Origin of the sequence: Variovorax sp. ZS18.2.2 (assembly GCF_024701975.1) — a bacterium.
GTDB lineage: Bacteria > Pseudomonadota > Gammaproteobacteria > Burkholderiales > Burkholderiaceae_C > Variovorax.
This window is the reverse complement of record NZ_JANLNM010000003.1, coordinates 256492-275750: the sequence shown is the minus strand read 5'-3', so window position 1 is coordinate 275750 and position 19259 is coordinate 256492. Positions and strand designations below refer to the sequence as shown.

General features: G+C 67.5%; 15 protein-coding genes. All 15 read left to right on the top strand.

Features of this window, described 5'->3' with window-relative positions:
* Positions 1 to 23 precede the first annotated feature (23 nt).
* Positions 24 to 1076 (top strand): PHB depolymerase family esterase, encoded by a 1053-nt coding sequence (locus tag NU688_RS15020; RefSeq protein ID WP_257861482.1) that lies wholly within the window; start codon positions 24 to 26, stop codon positions 1074 to 1076.
* A gap of 116 nt (positions 1077 to 1192) precedes the next feature.
* The gene (locus NU688_RS15015) at positions 1193 to 1522 is read left to right on the top strand and encodes a nucleotide pyrophosphohydrolase (RefSeq protein ID WP_257861481.1); all 330 of its coding nucleotides are present in this window, start codon (positions 1193 to 1195) and stop codon (positions 1520 to 1522) included.
* 117 nt (positions 1523 to 1639) lie between these two features.
* Positions 1640 to 2908 carry an urea ABC transporter substrate-binding protein gene (gene urtA, locus NU688_RS15010; RefSeq protein ID WP_093132959.1) on the top strand — a complete coding sequence of 423 codons (1269 nt, stop codon included), beginning with the start codon at positions 1640 to 1642 and terminating at the stop codon, positions 2906 to 2908.
* A gap of 183 nt (positions 2909 to 3091) precedes the next feature.
* Positions 3092 to 4639 (top strand): urea ABC transporter permease subunit UrtB, encoded by a 1548-nt coding sequence (gene urtB / locus NU688_RS15005; protein WP_257861861.1) that lies wholly within the window; start codon positions 3092 to 3094, stop codon positions 4637 to 4639.
* Positions 4636 to 5850, top strand: a complete 1215-nt coding sequence (gene urtC, locus NU688_RS15000) for an urea ABC transporter permease subunit UrtC (RefSeq protein WP_257861479.1) — start codon at positions 4636 to 4638, stop codon at positions 5848 to 5850. Before urtB ends, urtC begins: the two co-directional genes overlap by 4 nt.
* Positions 5847 to 6725 (top strand): urea ABC transporter ATP-binding protein UrtD, encoded by an 879-nt coding sequence (gene urtD / locus NU688_RS14995; protein ID WP_257861478.1) that lies wholly within the window; start codon positions 5847 to 5849, stop codon positions 6723 to 6725. The genes urtC and urtD overlap by 4 nt, the downstream gene beginning before the upstream one ends.
* 16 nt (positions 6726 to 6741) lie before the next feature.
* The gene (gene urtE / locus NU688_RS14990) at positions 6742 to 7434 is read left to right on the top strand and encodes an urea ABC transporter ATP-binding subunit UrtE (protein WP_206175013.1); all 693 of its coding nucleotides are present in this window, start codon (positions 6742 to 6744) and stop codon (positions 7432 to 7434) included.
* Between the two features lie 132 nt (positions 7435 to 7566).
* Positions 7567 to 8826, top strand: a complete 1260-nt coding sequence (locus NU688_RS14985; protein ID WP_257861477.1) for an MFS transporter — start codon at positions 7567 to 7569, stop codon at positions 8824 to 8826.
* A gap of 119 nt (positions 8827 to 8945) precedes the next feature.
* Positions 8946 to 9956, top strand: a complete 1011-nt coding sequence (locus NU688_RS14980; protein WP_257861476.1) for an aldo/keto reductase — start codon at positions 8946 to 8948, stop codon at positions 9954 to 9956.
* A gap of 187 nt (positions 9957 to 10143) precedes the next feature.
* Positions 10144 to 11616 carry an efflux transporter outer membrane subunit gene (locus NU688_RS14975; protein WP_257861475.1) on the top strand — a complete coding sequence of 491 codons (1473 nt, stop codon included), beginning with the start codon at positions 10144 to 10146 and terminating at the stop codon, positions 11614 to 11616.
* A gap of 4 nt (positions 11617 to 11620) precedes the next feature.
* A complete protein-coding gene (locus NU688_RS14970) occupies positions 11621 to 12829 on the top strand; it encodes an efflux RND transporter periplasmic adaptor subunit (RefSeq protein ID WP_257861474.1) in 1209 nt (402 codons plus the stop codon).
* On the top strand, positions 12826 to 15999 hold the full coding sequence (locus tag NU688_RS14965; protein ID WP_257861473.1) for an efflux RND transporter permease subunit: 3174 nt from the start codon (positions 12826 to 12828) through the stop codon (positions 15997 to 15999). Before NU688_RS14970 ends, NU688_RS14965 begins: the two co-directional genes overlap by 4 nt.
* Positions 16000 to 16031: 32 nt before the next feature.
* Positions 16032 to 16763, top strand: coding sequence for a heavy metal response regulator transcription factor (locus NU688_RS14960; RefSeq protein WP_257861472.1), 732 nt, complete (start codon positions 16032 to 16034; stop codon positions 16761 to 16763).
* Positions 16760 to 18154, top strand: a complete 1395-nt coding sequence (locus NU688_RS14955) for a heavy metal sensor histidine kinase (RefSeq protein ID WP_257861471.1) — start codon at positions 16760 to 16762, stop codon at positions 18152 to 18154. Before NU688_RS14960 ends, NU688_RS14955 begins: the two co-directional genes overlap by 4 nt.
* 118 nt (positions 18155 to 18272) lie before the next feature.
* Positions 18273 to 19211, top strand: a complete 939-nt coding sequence (locus NU688_RS14950; protein ID WP_257861470.1) for a DedA family protein/thiosulfate sulfurtransferase GlpE — start codon at positions 18273 to 18275, stop codon at positions 19209 to 19211.
* Positions 19212 to 19259: the final 48 nt, after the last annotated feature.

Here is a 19259-nt window from a genome sequence, read left to right as displayed (position 1 = left end):
GCGCTTTGCCTGCACACTGCGCCATGGCCCGTCGCTCCACCGCTTCCGTCTTCGCCCGCGCTTACGAGCGCAACCTCAAGGCGCTCACCAGGATCGCCCTGAGCAACAGCAAGCGCGTGGCGGGCCAGGTGCAGCGCGCGACCGCCAAGCGGCTCAAGCCGCCGCCCGGCAAGGGCGACTGGCTCAGCGGCATGGCGATCGGCCCCGGCGGCGCGCGGGGCTATCACCTGTTCCGCCCCGCAGATCTGCGCCTGCAGCCCGGCGAGAAGTTGCCGCTCATGGTCATGCTGCACGGCTGTGGGCAGACCGGGCGCGACCTTGCCGCCAGCACGCGCATGAACGCGCTGGCGGTGCGTCAGCGCTTCCTGGTGCTCTACCCCGAGCAGGACCGGCTCGCGCATCCGCAAGGCTGCTGGAACTGGTACGAGCGCCGATCCGGCAAGGCCGACGCCGAGGCCGCGACGCTGATGGCCGCGGTCGACCAGGCCTGCATGCTCTATCCGGTGGACCGCGAGCGCGTCGCGCTGGCCGGCCTCTCCGCCGGCGCCAGCATGGCGGCGCTGCTGGCCACACGCTACCCGCAGCGCTTTCGTGCCGTCGTCATGCATTCGGGCGTGGCGCCCGGCGCCGCGAAGTCGTCGGCCACCGCGCTCGGTGCGATGCGCGGCCAGAACGTGCCGCCGATGCCCGTCACCGCGGTCGGCAAGGCGATGGGCGCCGCGGCCATCTTCGCGACGCTGCCGCCGATGCTCGTGCTGCACGGCGATGCCGACGCCGTGGTCGCGCCCAGCAATGCCGTCAACAGCGCCGCGGTGTGGGCGACGGCCATGGGCGCGCGGCCCGGATTGCCGCGCGACGTGCAGCGCGGCAAGCGCCGCCCGATGCGCGTGACCGACTTCAAGCGCAAGGGCCGCACGGTGGTCTCGCTGTGTGAGATCGCGGGGCTGGGGCATGCGTGGAGCGGTGGCGCGTCGAAGCTGCTGTTCAGCGATGCGACCGGGCCCGATGCCACGCGCATGACGTGGGCCTTTGCGGTGGCGCAGTTCAAGCGTGTGGCAGCCGGGCGCGAACACTGACGCGCATCCAAGGCCATCGCGCAGAGGCAAGCGGACAGTCCTGCGCAGGCAGTGCTTGCCCAATCTGGGCTTCTCAGCCCGTGCCACACTCGTTCTCGCACTACAGGAACGAATGCATGGCAACCGATCTGCAACGGCTGATTCAGGACCTTCGCGATTTCGCCGAAGCGAGAGACTGGGAGCAGTTTCATTCGCCGAAGAACCTCGCCTCGGCACTCTCGGTCGAAGCGGCCGAACTGCTCGAACATTTCCAGTGGCTCACCGAAGCGCAGAGCCGGTCGCTCGACCCCGAGAAGCGCGCCGAGGTCGGTGCCGAAATGGCGGATGTGTTTCTCTATCTGCTTCAGCTTGCCGACAAGCTCGGCATCGACCTGATCGACGCGGCGCAGCGAAAGATGGTCGTCAACGCGCAGAAGTACCCCGCTGGCGCCAAGCCACCCGCCTGAGTACCTCCGTGTACGCCACCCGGCGTATTTCCCCTTGTTGGTGCATTCCGCAGACTCCTCCCCATCGACAGCCGCGCGTTGTCGACAAGGTTCAACCCAACCGGAGCAGGAGTCCATATGCAACGTCGTTTCACACTCAAGGCGCTCACCGCCGCCGTCGCGCTGGCCAGCATTTCTGCTGCGCCCGCTTTCGCTGCCGACACCATCAAGGTCGGCGTGCTGCACTCGCTGTCGGGCACGATGGCCATCTCGGAAACCGTGTTGAAAGACACGGTGCTGATGGCCATCGAAGACATCAACAAGAAGGGCGGCGTGCTGGGCAAGCAGCTCGAGCCCGTGATCGTCGACCCGGCTTCCAACTGGCCTCTGTTCGCTGAAAAAACCAAGCAGCTGCTCGGCCAGGACAAGGTCTCGGTGATCTTCGGCTGCTGGACCTCGGTGTCGCGCAAGTCGGTGCTGCCCGTCGTTGAAGAAATGAACGGCCTCCTGTTCTACCCCGTGCAGTACGAAGGTGAAGAGCTCTCGAAGAACGTGTTCTACACGGGCGCCGCGCCCAACCAGCAAGCCATCCCGGCCGTCGATTACCTGATGAGCAAGGAAGGCGGCGGCGCCAAGCGCTGGGTGCTGCTGGGCACCGACTACGTCTACCCCCGCACCACCAACAAGATCCTGCGCGCCTACTTGAAGAGCAAGGGCGTGAAGGACACCGACATCGACGAGAAGTACACCCCCTTCGGCCACAGCGACTACCAGACCATCGTCGCCGACATCAAGAAGTTCTCGGCCGGCGGCAAGACGGCGGTGGTCTCGACCATCAACGGCGACTCCAACGTGCCCTTCTACAAGGAACTTGGCAACGCGGGCCTGAAGGCCAAGGACGTGCCGGTCGTCGCCTTCTCGGTGGGCGAAGAAGAACTGCGCGGCGTGGACACCAAGCCGCTCGTGGGTCACCTGGCCGCATGGAACTACTTCATGTCGATCAAGAACCCGACCAACACCGCGTTCATCAAGCAGTGGAGCGACTACGCCAAGGCCAAGAACATCGCCGGCCACAAGGACAAGCCGCTCACCAACGACCCGATGGAAGCCACCTGGATCGGCATCCACATGTGGAAGCAGGCGGTCGAGAAGGCCAAGTCGACCGACACCGACAAGGTGATCGCTGCCATGGCCGGCCAGACCTTCACTGCACCTTCGGGCATCGTCTCGAAGATGGACGAGAAGAACCATCACCTGCACAAGAGCGTGTTCATCGGCGAGATCAAGGCCGATGGTCAGTTCAATGTGGTGTGGAAGACGCCGGGTCCGGTGAAGGCCAAGCCTTGGAGCCCGTACATCGAAGGCAACGACAAGAAGCCGGATCAGCCTGCTGGCAAGTCGATGTAAGTGTGTTTCTCCCTCCCCTTCCGGGGGAGGGCAGGGGTGGGGGCAAGCGGCGGTCGATTCGGTCACTGCGTCCTTGTTGGCGCCGCGTGCCCCCACCCCAACCCTCCCCCGGAAGGGGAGGGAGCCAACCCAACTTCCAAGTTCATGATGCTTCGACGATCCCTTCACTGCGCACTCGCCGCCATGCTCTTCATGGCATCGGCCGCCCACGCGCTGACCGCCGACGAAGCCCGGGCCATCGCCTCCGGCGAATCCGAAGCCCGCATCGCCGCGCTCAACAAGGCCGTCCTCACCGCCGACGACAAGACCGCCGCCTTCATCCAGGCCATGTCCGACGACGCCGTGAAGTACACCGAAGACAAGGTCTTCGTGATGAAGGCCGACAAGGGCTACGACCCCGTCACCGGCGCCGAACTGAAAGTGCCCGACACCGCCGAAGACGTCGTCAACAACAACCTCATGCGCGGCGCGCTCGATGCCGCGCAGGCCGCGCTCAAACTCACGAGCAAGGACGACGCGGTGCGCGCCGAAGCCGCGCAGGCGCTCTTCAAGGAGCCGGACGAATCCCGCATCCCCATGGTCGAGAAGGCGCTGGCCGCCGAGACCAACCCGAAGATCAAGGCGCAGCTCGAACTCGTGCGCGCCGCCGGCATGCTCACCAGTGCCGACAAGGCCAAGCGCCTCGTGGCCGCCAAGGAACTGGGCAGCAACCGCAACCCCGACACCAAGCTGCTGCTCAACCAGCGCCTGGCCGACGAGACCGAGGCCGATGTGAAGACGGCCATTGCCGCGTCCATCGCCAACATCGACGGCGCGCTGGTCTGGGGCGACCGCATCAACGCCGTGTTCAGCGGCATCAGCCTGGGCTCGGTGCTGCTGCTCGCCGCGCTCGGCCTTGCCATCACCTACGGCCTGATGGGCGTCATCAACATGGCGCACGGCGAGCTGATGATGATCGGCGCCTACGCCACCTACGTGATGCAGGGCATCTTCCAGAAGTACATGCCCGAGGCGGCGTTCGGCTGGTACCTGGTCGCCGCGATTCCCGTGTCGTTCCTTGCATCGGCGCTCGTGGGTGCAGTGCTGGAGCGTGGTGTGATCCGCTTCCTCTACGGTCGGCCGCTGGAGACGCTGCTGGCCACCTGGGGCATCAGCCTGATGCTGCAGCAGCTCGTGCGCACGCTCTTCGGCGCGCAGAACGTCGGCGTGGAAAACCCCGGCTGGATGAGTGGCGGCTTCACGATGCTGAGCAACGTCACGCTGCCGTGGAACCGCATCTGCATCATCGTCTTCGCGGTGCTCGTGCTGCTCGCGATGGGCTGGCTCATCGGCAAGACGCGCCTGGGCCTCTTCGTGCGCGGTGTGACGCAGAACCGTCCGATCGCCTCGTGCATGGGCGTGAACACCGCGCGCATCGACACCTACGCCTTCGCGCTCGGCTCCGGCATCGCGGGCCTCGCGGGCTGCGCGCTGAGCCAGATCGGCAACGTCGGCCCCGACCTCGGCCAGAGCTACATCGTCGACAGCTTCATGGTGGTCGTGATGGGCGGCGTCGGCCAGCTCGCGGGCACCGTGTATGCGGCGCTGGGGCTGGGCATTCTCAACAAGTTCATCGAAGGCTGGGCGGGCGCGGTGCTCGCCAAGATCGCGGTGCTTGTCTTCATCATCATCTTCATTCAAAAGAGACCTCAAGGCATCTTTGCCATGAAGGGTCGGAGCGCAGAGGCATGAGCAAGGTCGTGTTGCCAACCAAGGGGCCGCTGCTGAGTGGCAAGGGCTGGACGGCCTTCTTCGTCGCGCTGATCGTGGTGTGCGCGGTGGCGCCGGTGCTCAACATCGTGGTGCCGGTCGACAGCCCGCTGCACATGAGCGACTACGCCGTGGCACTCGTCGGCAAGGTCATGTGCTACGCCATCTGCGCGCTGGCGATGGACCTGATCTGGGGCTACACCGGCATCCTCTCGCTGGGCCACGGTCTCTTCTTCGCGCTGGGCGGCTACATGATGGGCATGTACCTCATGCGCCAGATCGGCCGCGACGGCAACTACAAGAGCGACCTGCCGGACTTCATGGTGTTCCTCGACTGGAAGACGCTGCCCTGGCACTGGACCTTCAGCGACAGCTTCATCGCCACGCTGATCCTCATCGTCGCGGTGCCGGGCCTCATCGCCTTCGTGTTCGGCTTCTTCGCCTTTCGCTCGCGCATCAAGGGCGTGTATTTCTCGATCATCACGCAGGCCATGACCTTTGCGGCGATGCTGCTGTTCTTCCGCAACGAGACGGGCTTCGGCGGCAACAACGGCTTCACCGACTTCAAGCGCATCCTGAACATCCCGATCGCCACGCAAGAGATGCGCATGACGCTTTTCGCGCTCACCGGCCTCACGTTGCTGGGCTTCTTCCTGTTCGCGAAGTGGCTCATCGGCAGCAAGTTCGGCCGCGTGCTGCAGGCCATTCGCGATGCGGAAACGCGCGTGATGTTCTCGGGCTACAACCCGTTGCCCTACAAGCTCACGATCTGGGTGATTTCGGCCGTGATGTGCGGCGTGGCCGGCGCGTTGTATGTGCCGCAGGTCGGCATCATCAACCCGGGTGAGATGAGCGCGGCCAACTCCATCGAGATCGCGATCTGGGCGGCGGTGGGTGGTCGGGCCACGCTGATCGGGCCGATCATCGGCGCATTCATCGTGAACGGCGCGAAGAGCTGGCTCACGGTGGCGTATCCCGAGTACTGGCTGTACTTTTTGGGCGCCTTGTTCATCGCCGTCACGCTGTTCCTGCCGAACGGCATCGTGGGTCTGGTGAAGAAGTGGTTGTCGCGCGAGAAGGCGCCGCCGGCCGAACCCGTGCAGGAGGCGCGACGCGCCGTGGCGGCGGAGGAGGGCGTCGAGCCCGATGCGCTGAAGTCGCTGCCCGTGGATGCGAAGGGAGCCCGCGCATGACGCCCGACCTGATGGAAGCCGGTGCCCAGCGCGCGGCCCGCGCCCACGGCGTTCCCTCCGCGAGCGGCAGCACCGAGTCGGGTGGCCGCGAGGCCGGCTTCGGCCGCATCGCCACGCCAGGCGAAGTCGACATCACGCACGGCCGCATCCTGTACCTGGAAGACGTGAGCGTGAGCTTCGACGGCTTCAAGGCCATCAACAAGCTCTCGCTGGACATCGCACCGGGCGAGCTGCGCTGCATCATCGGCCCCAATGGCGCGGGCAAGACCACGATGATGGACATCATCACCGGCAAGACGCGGCCCGATTCGGGCACCGTGTTCTTCGGCAGCACCATCGATCTGTTGCGCCACCGCGAGGCCGACATCGCTCAACTGGGCATCGGGCGGAAGTTCCAGAAGCCAACGGTGTTCGAGCACCTCACCGTGTTCGAGAACCTCGAGCTCGCGCTGAAGACCAACAAGGGCGTGCGCGCGTCGATGCTCTTCAAGCTCGACTCCGCGCAGAGCGACCGGCTCGCAGAGGTGCTGGAGACCATCCACCTGGCCGACAGCGTGTCGCGTCTCGCAGGCAACCTGAGCCATGGCCAGAAGCAGTGGCTGGAGATCGGCATGCTGCTGATGCAGGACCCGAAACTGCTCTTGCTCGACGAGCCCGTGGCCGGCATGACCGATGAAGAAACGGCGCGCACCGCCGAACTCTTCCTCACGCTCAAGGGCAAGCATTCGCTGATGGTGGTGGAGCACGACATGAGCTTCATCCGCACGATCTCCGAAATCGTCACCGTGCTGTGCGACGGCTCCGTGCTGGCGCAAGGCACGCTCGACGAGGTGCAGGCCGACGAGCGCGTGATCGAGGTCTATCTGGGCCGCTGACGGAGGAACCGAAGCCATGCTGACAGTCAAGAACATCCACCAGTACTACGGCGGCTCGCACATCCTCAGGGACGTGAGCTTCGAAGCCACGCTCGGCAAGGTCACCGTGCTGCTGGGCCGCAACGGCGTGGGCAAGACGACGCTGCTCAAGTCGCTGATGGGCCTCGTGCCCATCAAAAGCGGGAGCATCGAGCTCGAAGGCAAGCCGATCCAGAAGGCCACGCCTTACGACAGGGCGAGGGCGGGCATCGGCTTCGTGCCGCAGGGCCGCGAGATCTTCGCGAGGCTCACGGTCGAAGAGAACTTGCGCATGGGCCTGGCCTACAAGAGCGGCAGCACGCCCATTCCGTCGGAACTGTTCGAGCTGTTCCCGGTGCTCAAGCAGATGATCAACCGGCGGGGCGGCGACCTCTCCGGCGGGCAGCAGCAGCAACTGGCCATTGCGCGCGCGCTCGCGCCCAAACCCAAGCTGCTGATCCTCGACGAGCCCACCGAGGGCATCCAGCCGAGCATCATCAAGGACATCGGCCGCGTCATCCGCATGCTGGCCGACCGCGGCGACATGGCCATCGTGCTGTGCGAGCAGTACTACGATTTCGCGCAGGAACTGGCCGACGACTACCTCGTGATGGAGCGCGGCGAGGTCATCGCCCGCGGCCTGGGCAAGGACATGGAAGCGCAGGGCGTGCGCCAGCTCGTGGCGATCTGATCGATCCTCGGTGGGGCCTGCGAGACCCCGCCGATGCAGGGTCTTGGAATCTGCGTATCGGCCTCGATTCAGGGTTTACCCTAAAATTCGAGGCTGCCCGTCGCCGCCGGGCGCCCTCCCAGGAGCCTGGCCTTGAACGCCTCCCCACCCGCGCTGGACAGCGCGGATACCGCCATTCCCGTTTCTTCCCCTTCGTCGAAGCCCGTCAATTTCCTGCGGGCCGTGCTCGCGCTCGGCGTCGGCGGCTTCGCCATCGGCACGGGCGAATTCGTCATCATGGGCCTCTTGCCCGAGGTCGCGCGCGACATCGACGTCACCATTCCGCAGGCCGGCCACGTCATCAGCGCCTATGCGCTCGGCGTGGTCGTCGGCGCCCCGGTGCTCGCCGTGCTCGCGGCAGGGTGGGGCCGACGCGCATTGCTGATCGCGCTGATGGCCGTGTTTGCCGCCGGCAATTTCGCGAGCGCGATGGCGCCGGGCTATCTCTCGCTCAACCTGCTGCGTTTTGCCACGGGCCTGCCGCACGGCACCTACTTCGGCGTGGCTGCACTCGTGGCCGCGACGCTCGCGCCGCCCGGCCGCCGCGCACGCGCCGTGGGCCTCGTGATGCTCGGGCTTACCGGCGCGACGCTGGTTGGCGTGCCCATCGCCGCGTGGCTCGGCCAGTTCTTCGGCTGGCGCGCGGCCTTCGTGTTCGTCGGCGTGATCGCGCTCGTGGCCGTGGTGCTCGTGCGCCGTGACGTGCCCGACATCGCCGCGGCCGCGGGTGCCAGCCCATGGCGCGAACTCGGCGCGTTCAAGCGCAAGCAGGTGTGGTTCACGCTCGGCATCAGCGCCATCGGCTTTGGCGGCATGTTCGCGGTGTTCAGCTACATCAAGCCCACGCTCACCGAGGTGGCGCACCTGTCGGTGCACAACGTGCCCTTCGTGCTCGCGCTGTTCGGCCTGGGCATGGTCACCGGCAATATCGTGGGCTCGCGGCTGGCGGACAAGTCGCTCATGCGCACCATCGCCGGCGTGCTTGTGTACGCGGTGGTGGTGCTCGCGCTCTTCACCTTCGCGGCGCAGCATGTGGTCACGGCCGCCATCGGCGTGTTCCTGATCGGCACCACCGTGGCCATCGGCCCGGCGCTGCAGATCCGCCTGATGGATGTGGCCGGCGATGCGCAGACGCTCGCCGCCGCGCTCAACCACTCGGCCTTCAACATGGCCAATGCGCTCGGCGCGTGGCTCGGCGGGGTCGCCATCTCGGCCGGCCTCGGCTGGACCTCGACCGGCTGGGTCGGCGCCTTGCTCGCGCTCGCGGGCATCGGCATCTTCGGCTGGGGTGTGATGAGTGCGCGCGCCGATGCGCGCCCCGGCGCCGGCCAGCACGCGCCGAGCGCTTCCTAGTTAGTACGGCGCGCACCTCGCGCGCCTGAAATCTCCGGCGCCTGCAGGATTGCGCGGCCGTGCCTATGATGGCCGCCGCCCTTCCTCTCCTCCTCCTCATCCCCCGGAGCGCGCCCCCAATGAGCATTCCCACCACCCGTCTCGGCCGCACGGGCCTCACCGTTTCCCGCCTTGCCCTCGGCACCATGACCTTCGGCCTGCAGACCGACGAGGCCGTGTCGCACCAGATCCTCGACAAGGCGGCCGAAGGCGGCATCAACTTCCTCGACACCGCCGACGTGTACCCCCTCGGCGGCACCGTCGAGACCACCGGCCGCACCGAAGAGATCATCGGCAACTGGCTCGAGAAGCAGGGCCCCGCGGGCCGCCGCCGCTTCGTGGTCGCCACCAAGGCTGTCAACAAGGTCGGCCCCAACCCCTGGGACCAGGGCGCGTCGCGCAAGCACCTGCTGGACGCGATCGACCTTTCGCTCAAGCGGCTGAAGACCGACCACGTCGACCTGTACCAGCTGCACATGGACGACCGCGAGACGCCGCTTGAAGAAAGCCTCGAGGCGCTCGACGTGATCGTGAAGTCGGGCCGCGCGCGCTACATCGGCGTGTCGAATTTCCTGGCCTATCGCCTGGCCCGCGCGCTCGGCAAGTCCGACCTGCACCGGTTCACGCGCTTCGTGTCGGTGCAGCCGCGCTACAGCCTGCTGTTCCGCGAGATCGAGCGCGAGCTGCTGCCGCTCGCGAGCGAAGAGGGCCTGGGCGTGATTCCCTACAACCCGCTGGCCGGCGGCCTGCTCACCGGCAAGTACAAGCCCGGCGCCAAGCCCGAGGAGAACACCCGCTTCACGCTCGGCACGGCCGGCGGCATGTACCAGGACCGCTACTGGAACGAGCGCAGTTTCAACACCGTGACGCAGCTGCACAAGCTGGCCGACGAAGCGGGCGTGCCGCTCGCGACGCTGGCGGTGGCGTGGGTGATGGCGAACCCGCTGATCACCGCGCCGCTGCTCGGTGCGAGCCGGCCGGAGCAACTGGACGCGACGATTGCGGCGGCCGAGTACAAGCTCGATCCGGCGCTCAAGCAGAAGCTGGACGAGCTGACCGCCGAGTACCGCAAGGGCGACGCGCCGCGCTGATTCTGTCTTGCTCCTTCCCCCTCTGGGGGAAGGCGGGGATGGGGGCAGGCAGAGCGCCCGAGGCGAGCGCCGCTGTGCCCCCACCCCAACCCTCCCCCAGCGGGGGAGGGAGTAAAACCAAAACTGTCAGAACTGTCAGTTAGTCGACAGCGAAGGGTTTGAACCGGGTTCTTAGAGTGAACCCACCATGGTTCTCTTCGCCACTTCCCCTTCACCCAAAGCGACGGCCATCGCGCTGGCCGCACTGCTCCTCGCCGGCTGCGCCGTCGGCCCCGACTACGTCCGCCCGCAGATGGACGTCCCGGTCGCCTACAAGGAAACCGGCCCCTGGAAGACCGCGACGCCCCAGGTCATCGACGCCAGCCATCCCTGGTGGGAGGCCTACGGCGACAGCGCGCTGAGTGCGCTGGTCGTGCAGGCCAACGCGGCCAACCAGAACATCCGCGTGGCCGAGGCCCAGTACCGCGAGGCGCAGGCCATTGCCGCCGCCGCGCATGCCGGCTTCTTCCCGACCGTGGGCGTCAACGCAGGCGGGACCCGCGCGCAGACCAACAGCACCGGCGCCCTCAAGCTGGGCACCACCGACACCCTCGGCCTCGCCGCCAGCTGGGAGCCCGACCTGTGGGGCGCCGTGCGCCGCTCCGTCGAGGCCGGCAATGCCGACGCACAGGCCAGCGCCGACGACCTGGCCGGCGCCCGCCTCAGCATCCAGACCACGCTCGCGCAGGACTACCTGCAGATCCGCGTCATCGACCTGCAGCGCGACCTGTACGCGAGCACCACCGCGGCCTACGCCAAGGCGCTCGAACTCACGCAGCACCAGTACGCGGCCGGCACGGTGCTGCGCTCCGACGTGGCGCTCGCGGAAAGCCAGCTCAAGACCGCCGAAGCGCAGGCCGTCGACCTCGAAGCGCAGCGCAGCCAGCTCGAACACGCCGTCGCCGTGCTGACGGGGCAGGCGCCCGCATCCTTCTCGCTGGCGCCGCTCGCCTCGTCCGCACAGACGACGGCCGCATCGCTCTCGTCCACCGACGCGCTGCGCGTGCAGCTCCCGGTCACGCCCGCGGGCCTGCCTTCGGAACTGCTCGAACGCCGCCCCGACATCGCCGGCGCCGAGCGCCGCGTGCAGGCCGCCAATGCCAACATCGGCGTCGCCAAGGCGGCGTACTACCCGCAGATCGTGCTGAGCGCGAGCGGTGGCTTCAGCGCCGGCAACCTCGCCTCGCTCTTCAACACGCCCAGCCGCGTGTGGTCGCTCGGCGCGGCGCTCGCGCAGACGGTGTTCGACGGGGGCCTGCGCAAAGCCCATACCGACCAGGCCGTGGCCGTCTACGACGCCTCGGTCGCGCAGTACAAGCAGACCGTGCTTGGCGGCTTCCAGCAGGTCGAGGACAACCTCGCGACCCTGCGCGTGCTCGATCGCGAATCCGCACTGCAGGCGCAGGCCGTGCAGGCCTCGCAACTTGCAGAGCGCCTGGCCTTGAGCCAATACCGCGCCGGCACCGCCACGTACCTGAGCGTGGTCACGGCGCAGCAGCTCTCCCTCACCAACCAGCGCACCGCCGCGCAGGTGCTCGGCCGCCAGCTCGCGGCCAGCGTGTCACTGATCGCCGCCACCGGCGGCGGCTGGACTGCAACCGACGCGACTTCCGGAAATTGATGCCATGACGACGACAACCCAAGCTCCTCTTCAGCGCCGCTCGACCTGGGTCGCGGCCGCCACGCTCGTGATCGTTCTGGGCGGCGGCGCCTGGGCGCTCAACCACAACAAGGCTTTCGGCGCCAAGCCCGAAGCACCCAAGACACCGCCCGTGCAGGTGACCACCGCGCGCGTCACGCCGCAGAACGTGCAGGTCTACCGCTCGGGCATCGGCACCGTCGCCTCGATGGCCACGGTCACCATCAAGGCGCGCATCGACGGGCAGCTCGACAAGGTCGGCTTCACCGAAGGGCAGGACGTGAAGGCCGGCCAGCTGCTCGCGCAGCTCGACCCGCGCACGCTGCAGGCGCAGCTCGCGCAGGCGCAGGCCACCAAGGCAAAGGACGAGGCCCAGCTCGTCAACGCCCGCGCAGACCTCAAGCGCTACACCACGCTGATCGCGCAGGATGCCGCCACGCAGCAGCAGGTCGACACGCAGAAGGCGCTGGTCAACCAGCTCGCCGCCACCGTGCAGACCGACGCCGCGCAGGTGCAGTACGCCGAGGTGCAGCTGAGCTTCACGCGCATCGTCTCGCCGATGAACGGCCGCGTCGGCGCGCGGCTCGTGGACCCCGGCAACATCGTGCATGCAGCCGACACCAACGGGCTGGTCGTCATCAACCAGATCGACCCCATCGCGGTGCAGTTCACGTTGCCCGAAGAGGCTGTGCAGGACATCAACCGCGTGCAGCAGCAGAGCAACCAGCCGCTCGCAGTGGTCGCCTACGACCGCGCGGGCAATCAGATGCTCGGCGCCGGCAAGCTCATCCTGCTGAACAACCAGATCGACACCACCAACGGCACGGTGCAGCTCAAGGGCAGCTTTGCCAACCCGCAGCACACGCTGTGGCCCGGCCAGTACGTCAACGTGCGGCTCGACCTCGACCGTCGGCCCGATTCGCTGACCGTGCCCGCCGCCGCCGTGCAGCGCGGCCAGGACAGCACCTACATCTGGGTGGTCGATGCGGAGAACAAGGTCAGCAACGTGCCCGTGCACGTGCTGCAGATCGCCGATGGCGTGGCGGTGATCGACAAGGGCCTGGCGGCCGACCAGCGCGTGGTGGTCGACGGCCAGTACAAGCTGCGCGCGGGCGCCACCATCGTCGAGCCGCCCCCCGTGGCGAAGACCGGTAGCGCTGCCCAGGTCGCGACCCGCACCGGGAGCGGCAATTGAGCATTTCCGCCGGATTCATCAAGCGCCCCATCGGCACCACGCTGCTCGCGCTGGCCATCCTGCTGGTCGGTGCCGCGGTGTTCCCGCTTCTGCCGGTGGCGCCGCTGCCGCAGGTCGACTTTCCGACGATCCAGGTGTCGGCCAACCTGCCGGGCGCAAGCCCGGAGACCATGGCCTCCAACGTGGCGCAGCCGCTGGAGCGACAGTTCTCGCTCATCGCGGGCCTCTCGCAGATGACCTCGACCAGCGGCCTCGGCTCCACGCAGATCACGCTGCAGTTCGACCTGGACCGCAACATCGACGCCGCCGCGCTCGATGTGCAGGCGGCCATCACCGCTTCCACCGGCCAGCTGCCGGCCAACCTGCCGAGCCCGCCGAGCTTTCGCAAAGTGAACCCCGCCGATTCGCCGATCCTGATTCTCTCGGTGCAATCGAAGACGCTGCCGCTCACCGAGGTGAACGACTACGCCGACAACATCCTCGCGCAGCAGATCTCGCAGATCGCGGGCGTGGGCCTGGTCAACATCGGCGGCGCGCAGAAGCCCGCGGTGCGCGTGCAGCTCGACCCGGCCAAGCTGGCCGCGCTCGGCCTCAGCCTGGAAGACGTGCGCACGGTGCTCTCTTCGGCCACGGTGAACGCGCCCAAGGGCACCATCGACGGGCCGAACCAGAGCTTCACCGTCTACACGAACGACCAGTTGCTGAAGGCCCAGCCGTGGAACGACGTGATCCTGGCCTACCGCAACGGCGCGCCGATCCGCGTGCGCGACCTGGGCGTGGCCATCGACGGCCCCGAGAACGCCAAGATTGCCGGCTGGGCCTATGCGGGCGCGGCGGCACCCGAAGGCAACACCATCCAGAACGGCCGCTCCATCGTGCTGGCCATCACCAAGCAGCCCGGCGCGAACGTGATCGAGACGGTGGACCGCATCAACGCCGCCATGCCGCGCCTGAAGGCCTCGATTCCGCCGACGGTGGAAGTCAACGCGCTGGTCGACCGCACGCAGACCATCCGCGCCTCGGTGCTCGACGTGGAGTTCACGCTGCTGCTGACCATCGCGCTCGTGGTGGCCGTGATCTTCGTGTTCCTTCGCAACGTGCCGGCCACGCTCATCCCGAGTGTGACGGTGCCACTCGCGCTGCTGGGCACGGTCGCGGTGATGTACCTGCTGGGCTACAGCCTGGACAACCTCTCGCTCATGGCGCTCACCATCGCGGTCGGCTTCGTGGTGGACGACGCCATCGTGATGCTGGAGAACATCTACCGCTACGTGGAAGAGGGCATGTCGCCGCTCGAGGCCGCGTACAAGGGCGCGGGCGAGATCGGCTTCACGATCATCTCGATCTCCGTGTCGCTGATCGCGGTGTTCATTCCGCTGCTGCTCATGGGCGGCATCGTGGGGCGGCTGTTCCGCGAGTTCGCGGTGACGGTCACGCTCACCATCGTGGTGTCGGTGGTCATCTCGCTGACGCTCACGCCGATGCTGTGCTCGCGCTTCCTGAAGAACGAGCATGCGCGCAAGCACGGCCGGCTCTACCTTTTGTTCGAGCGCGGCTTCGACGCGATGCTCAATGGCTACAAGCGCGGCCTGCATGTGGTGCTCGATCACCAGTTCATCACGCTCATGGTCTTCATCGCCACGGTGGCGGCCACGGGCTTCCTGTTCATGGTCATCCCCAAGGGCTTCTTCCCGCAGCAGGACACCGGCTTCATCTCGGGCTTTGCCGAGTCGGCGCAAGACGCGTCCTTCGCCTCGATGAACGCGCGCATGCTGGAGCTGGCCGATGTGGTGCGCAAGGACCCGGACGTCTCGGCCTTCGGCATGAACGGCAGCTCGTCGACCTTCAACACCGGCAACTTCTACATCAACCTCAAGCCCAAGGACGAAGGCCGCACCGCGAGCGCCGACGAAATCATCACGCGCCTGCGTCCGCAACTGGCCAAGGTGCAGGGCGTGAACCTGTTCCTGCAGGCGGGGCAGGACATCCGCGTGGGCGGGCGCTCGTCGCGCACGCAGTACCAGTACACGGTGACCGACTCCAACCTGGACGAGCTCAACACCTGGGCGCCCAAGCTGCTCGCGCGCTTCCGTCAGATTCCCGAGATCACGGACCTCGCCTCCGACCAGCAGAACGCCGCCGCCTCCGCCGTGCTCACCATCGACCGCGACCGCGCATCGAGCTTTGGCATCTCGCCCGCGACCATCGACGCGACGCTGTACGACGCCATCGGCCAGCGCCAGGTGGCGCAGTACTTCACGCAGCTCAACAGCTACCACGTGGTGCTCGAGGTCACGCCCGAACTGCAGCAGGACCCGGCGCTCTTCAGCAAGCTGTACCTCACCTCGCCGCTCACGGGCCAACAGGTGCCGCTCTCCACCTTCGTGAAGGTGGACACGAGCAAGACCGCCTACCTCTCGATCAGCCACCAGGGCCAGTTCCCGGCGGTGACGATCTCGTTCAACCTCGCACCGGGCCATGCGCTGGGCGATGCGGTCAACGCCATCAACAAGGCGCAGGCCGAGATGGGCATTCCGCAGTCGCTGAGCGGCGCGTTCCAGGGCACGGCGCAGGCCTTCCAGGATTCACTGTCCTCGCAGCCCTACCTCATCGCCGCGGCGCTGGTGGCGGTGTACATCGTGCTGGGCCTGCTGTACGAGAGCTACATCCACCCGCTCACGATTCTCTCGACGCTGCCATCGGCCGGCGTGGGTGCGCTGCTGATCCTCATGGCGGGGGGCTACGACCTCAGCGTGATCGCGCTGATCGGCATCATCCTGCTCATCGGCATCGTGAAGAAGAACGGGATCATGATGATCGACTTCGCGCTCAAGGCCGAGCGCGAGCAGGGCATGGCGCCGCAGGAGGCGATCTACCAGGCGTGCCTCTTGCGCTTCCGCCCGATCATGATGACGACGATGTGCGCGCTGCTCTCGGGCCTGCCGCTGATGCTGGGCCACGGCTCCGGCTCCGAACTGCGCCGCCCGCTGGGCTACGCGATGGTCGGCGGGCTGATACTCTCGCAGGCGCTCACCTTGTTCACCACGCCGGTGGTCTACCTGTACCTGGATCGCGCCCACTACTGGTACCTGCGCCGCAAGGAAGCGCGCAAGGCCCGCAAGGCCGCCCAGACCGGCGAGGCCCCACCGGTGGCCGAGGCGCACGGATAGGTCGCCGGTCGAACGGAGCGAGACAAAAAGAAATGAAGATCCTGATTGTCGAAGACGAGCTGAGAACCGCGGACTACCTCTCCAAGGGGTTGACCGAGCAGGGCTGCACGGTCGACGCGGCGCACAACGGCATCGACGGCCAGCACCTCGCACTCACGCACGGCTACGACGTGATCGTGCTCGACGTCATGCTGCCCGGGCAGGACGGCTTCGCGGTGCTGCGCGCATTGCGCGCCGTCAAGCAGACGCCGGTCATCATGCTCACCGCGCGCGACCGCGTCGAAGACCGCATCAAGGGCCTGCATGAAGGCGCGGACGACTACCTCGTCAAGCCTTTTTCGTTCCTCGAACTGCTGGCCCGCCTGCAGGCGCTCAACCGCCGCGGGCGCAAGCAAGAGCCCATGCAGCTGCGCATTGCCAACCTGCAGATCGACCTGCTCGCGCGCAAGGCCTTCCGCGGCACGACGCGCATCGACCTTACGGCCAAGGAGTTCGCGCTGCTCGCCGTGCTTGCGCGGCGGCAGGGTGAAATTCTCTCGAAGACCGCCATCGCCGAGCTGGTGTGGGACATGAACTTCGACAGCAACACCAACGTGGTCGAGGTGGCCATCAAGCGGCTGCGCGACAAGATCGATGCGCCCTTCAGCCCGAAGCTCCTGCACACCATCCGCGGCATGGGCTACGTGATGGAGCTGCGCGACACCGATGCAGGTGGTGGCAGCGGCAGCGCGAGCGAAGCCCAGGGGGAGGGCGGCGCCTTGTGAAACTCGCGAAGGGCTCCATCACCGTGCGACTGGTGGCGATGTTCGCGGCGGCGGCGCTCGCCACCTTCGCGCTCATCGGCGCCGCGCTGCACGGCGTGCTGGTGCGCGAGCTGGAACGCCACCAGTACGAAGAGCTCGACACCACCTTGAAGAGCCTGCAGTACTGGATCGGCGCCATCGGCACCGCCGACCGCTGGTCGCGCGTGCAGACCCGCATGGACGCGCTGACCCCCGAGGACGGCAGCGTGCGCTTCTGGGTGCTGAGCGATGACCCGCGCTTCCAGTACGGCAAGGGCCTGGCCGAGCTCGATGGCCTCACCCGCGAAGCCAACGGCCGCAGCAGCAACATCCTGCTGCCGGGGCAGGAGCGGCCGTTTCGCACGCTCTCGGTCCACATCCCGCCCTTCGAGGGCCGGCCGGCGGTGCGGCTCATCGTGGGGCGCAACTCGGAGCCCTACGAGCGCACCCGCAAGACTTTCCTGAGCGCGCTGCTGGTGCTCGGGCTCGGCGGCGTGCTGGTGGTGGTGCTGGCGGGCTACTGGATCGCGCGGGTCGGGCTCCGGCCGCTGGAACGCCTGTCGGGCGAGGCGCAGGCGCTGCGGCCCAAGACGCTGTCGCAGCGTTTGAAGACGACGGCGCTGCCGGTCGAACTCTCCGCGCTCGCCGAGGCCTTCAACGGCGCGCTCAGCCGGCTCGAAGAGGCCTACCGGCAGCTCGAATCCTTCAATGCCGACGTGGCGCACGAGCTGCGCACGCCGCTGGCCAACCTCATCGGCAGCACGCAGGTCGCGCTTTCGCGCCAGCGCAGCGCGGGCGATTTCGAGGAGGTGCTGCAGGCCAACCTCGAAGACCTGGAGCGGCTGCGCTCCATCGTCAACGACATGCTCTTTCTCGCGCGCGCCGACCGCGGCGAGGTGGCCACCGGGCTGGTGCTCACGCCCGTGGCGCTGGAGGTGCGCAAGACCATCGACTTCTTCGAGTTCGTGCTCGACGAGAGCCGCACGCAGGTCGGCATCGCCGGCGACGTGCAGGCCGAGGCGCGGCTGGAGAGCGCGCTGTTCCGCCGGGCGATGTCGAACCTGCTGCAGAACGCCATCGAGCACTCGCCGCCGGGGGCGCAGATCACCGTGACGCTGCGGGAAGAGGCGGCGATGACGTGGATCGCCGTATCGAACCCCGGTACGGCCATCGACGAGGCGCACCTGCAGCACCTGTTCGACCGCTTCTACCGCGTCGACGCCGCCCGCAACGACGGCGGCGGCGAGCACCACGGCCATGGCCTGGGGCTGGCCATCGTGAAGGCGGTGGCTAGCATGCACGGCGGGCATGTCAGCGCATCGAGCGAAGACGGGGTGAACACCTTCGCTTTCAGCGTCTCGCGGGCCGGCTGAAACAGCGGTTTCGAATGGCCTGCGCCCGGTACGTTCTTGGGGCATGCCGGACAATCGGGGCTCGCATGAACCCCGCTCCCACCCCGCGTCTCGTCCTCGCATCGACCGAAAGGCTGGCATGGCACAGCTGATGTCGCTGCTGGTGCAGAACGCGATCCTGGTGGTGTTTGTCGCCAGCTTTGCCGCTCGGCTCGGCCTGCCGGTGCCGGCGGCCGCGGTGCTGGTGGTCACGGGGGCGCTGCTTGCGGCGGGCGATGTGTCGGTCATCGGCGTGGTGCTCGCCGCGGTCATCGCCAACCTGCTGGGCGACGGCGCCTGGTTCTATGCGGGCCGCCGCTTCGGCTACCGTTTCATGCGCCTCCTGTGCCGCATCTCGCTGTCGCCCGACTCCTGCGTGCGGCGCGGCGAATCGCTGATCACCGACTGGGGCGGCCTGTCGCTCGTGGCCGCCAAGTTCGTGCCGGGCGTCTCGGTGGTCGCGCCGCCGATGGCGGGCGCGCTGGGCATGTCGGTGCGGCGCTTCATCGGCTTCGACGTGGGCGCCGCGCTGGTCTGGACGGGCCTGTTCCTCGGCCTCGGCTGGGCCTTCCGCAACCAGATCCAGGAAGTGCTCGCCGTGCTGGCGCAGGCCGGCGGCATCGCAACGGCCGCGATCGCGGTGCTGTTGCTGGTGATCCTCGCCGTGCGCTACTGGCGCCGCCGTGCCTTCATGCGGCTCACCGGCATGCCGCGCATCTCGGTCGAGGAACTGCACGACCTCTTGAGCGGCGAGGAGCCGCCGTTGATCATCGACGTGCGCGGCAAGGCCGGCGTGCAGGTCGACCCGCGCCGCATTCCGGGTGCGCTGCCTTACACGCTCAAGGCGCTGCAGCACCGCCACCTCGACCTCACCATCGATCCGAACCGCGACGTGGTGCTGTACTGCAATTGCCCCAACGAGGTGTCGGCCGCGCAGGCCGCGCGCGTGCTGCTGGCGCGCGGTGCGCGGCGCGCCTTGCCGCTCACCGGCGGGCTCGACGCGTGGGTCGCATCGGGCCGTCCGACCAGCCTGCATTGATTGGGCTTTCGCCTGCAGAAACCGGACCTGCGTGCTATGGTCGATCGG

Coding starts and splice junctions, on each gene's coding strand:
- NU688_RS15020 (WP_257861482.1), top strand. CDS start 24: ATGGCCCGTCGCTCCACCGCTTCCGTCTTCGCCCGCGCTTACGAGCGC.
- NU688_RS15015 (WP_257861481.1), top strand. CDS start 1,193: ATGGCAACCGATCTGCAACGGCTGATTCAGGACCTTCGCGATTTCGCC.
- urtA (WP_093132959.1), top strand. CDS start 1,640: ATGCAACGTCGTTTCACACTCAAGGCGCTCACCGCCGCCGTCGCGCTG.
- urtB (WP_257861861.1), top strand. CDS start 3,092: ATGCTCTTCATGGCATCGGCCGCCCACGCGCTGACCGCCGACGAAGCC.
- urtC (WP_257861479.1), top strand. CDS start 4,636: ATGAGCAAGGTCGTGTTGCCAACCAAGGGGCCGCTGCTGAGTGGCAAG.
- urtD (WP_257861478.1), top strand. CDS start 5,847: ATGACGCCCGACCTGATGGAAGCCGGTGCCCAGCGCGCGGCCCGCGCC.
- urtE (WP_206175013.1), top strand. CDS start 6,742: ATGCTGACAGTCAAGAACATCCACCAGTACTACGGCGGCTCGCACATC.
- NU688_RS14980 (WP_257861476.1), top strand. CDS start 8,946: ATGAGCATTCCCACCACCCGTCTCGGCCGCACGGGCCTCACCGTTTCC.
- NU688_RS14975 (WP_257861475.1), top strand. CDS start 10,144: ATGGTTCTCTTCGCCACTTCCCCTTCACCCAAAGCGACGGCCATCGCG.
- NU688_RS14970 (WP_257861474.1), top strand. CDS start 11,621: ATGACGACGACAACCCAAGCTCCTCTTCAGCGCCGCTCGACCTGGGTC.
- NU688_RS14960 (WP_257861472.1), top strand. CDS start 16,032: ATGAAGATCCTGATTGTCGAAGACGAGCTGAGAACCGCGGACTACCTC.
- NU688_RS14950 (WP_257861470.1), top strand. CDS start 18,273: ATGGCACAGCTGATGTCGCTGCTGGTGCAGAACGCGATCCTGGTGGTG.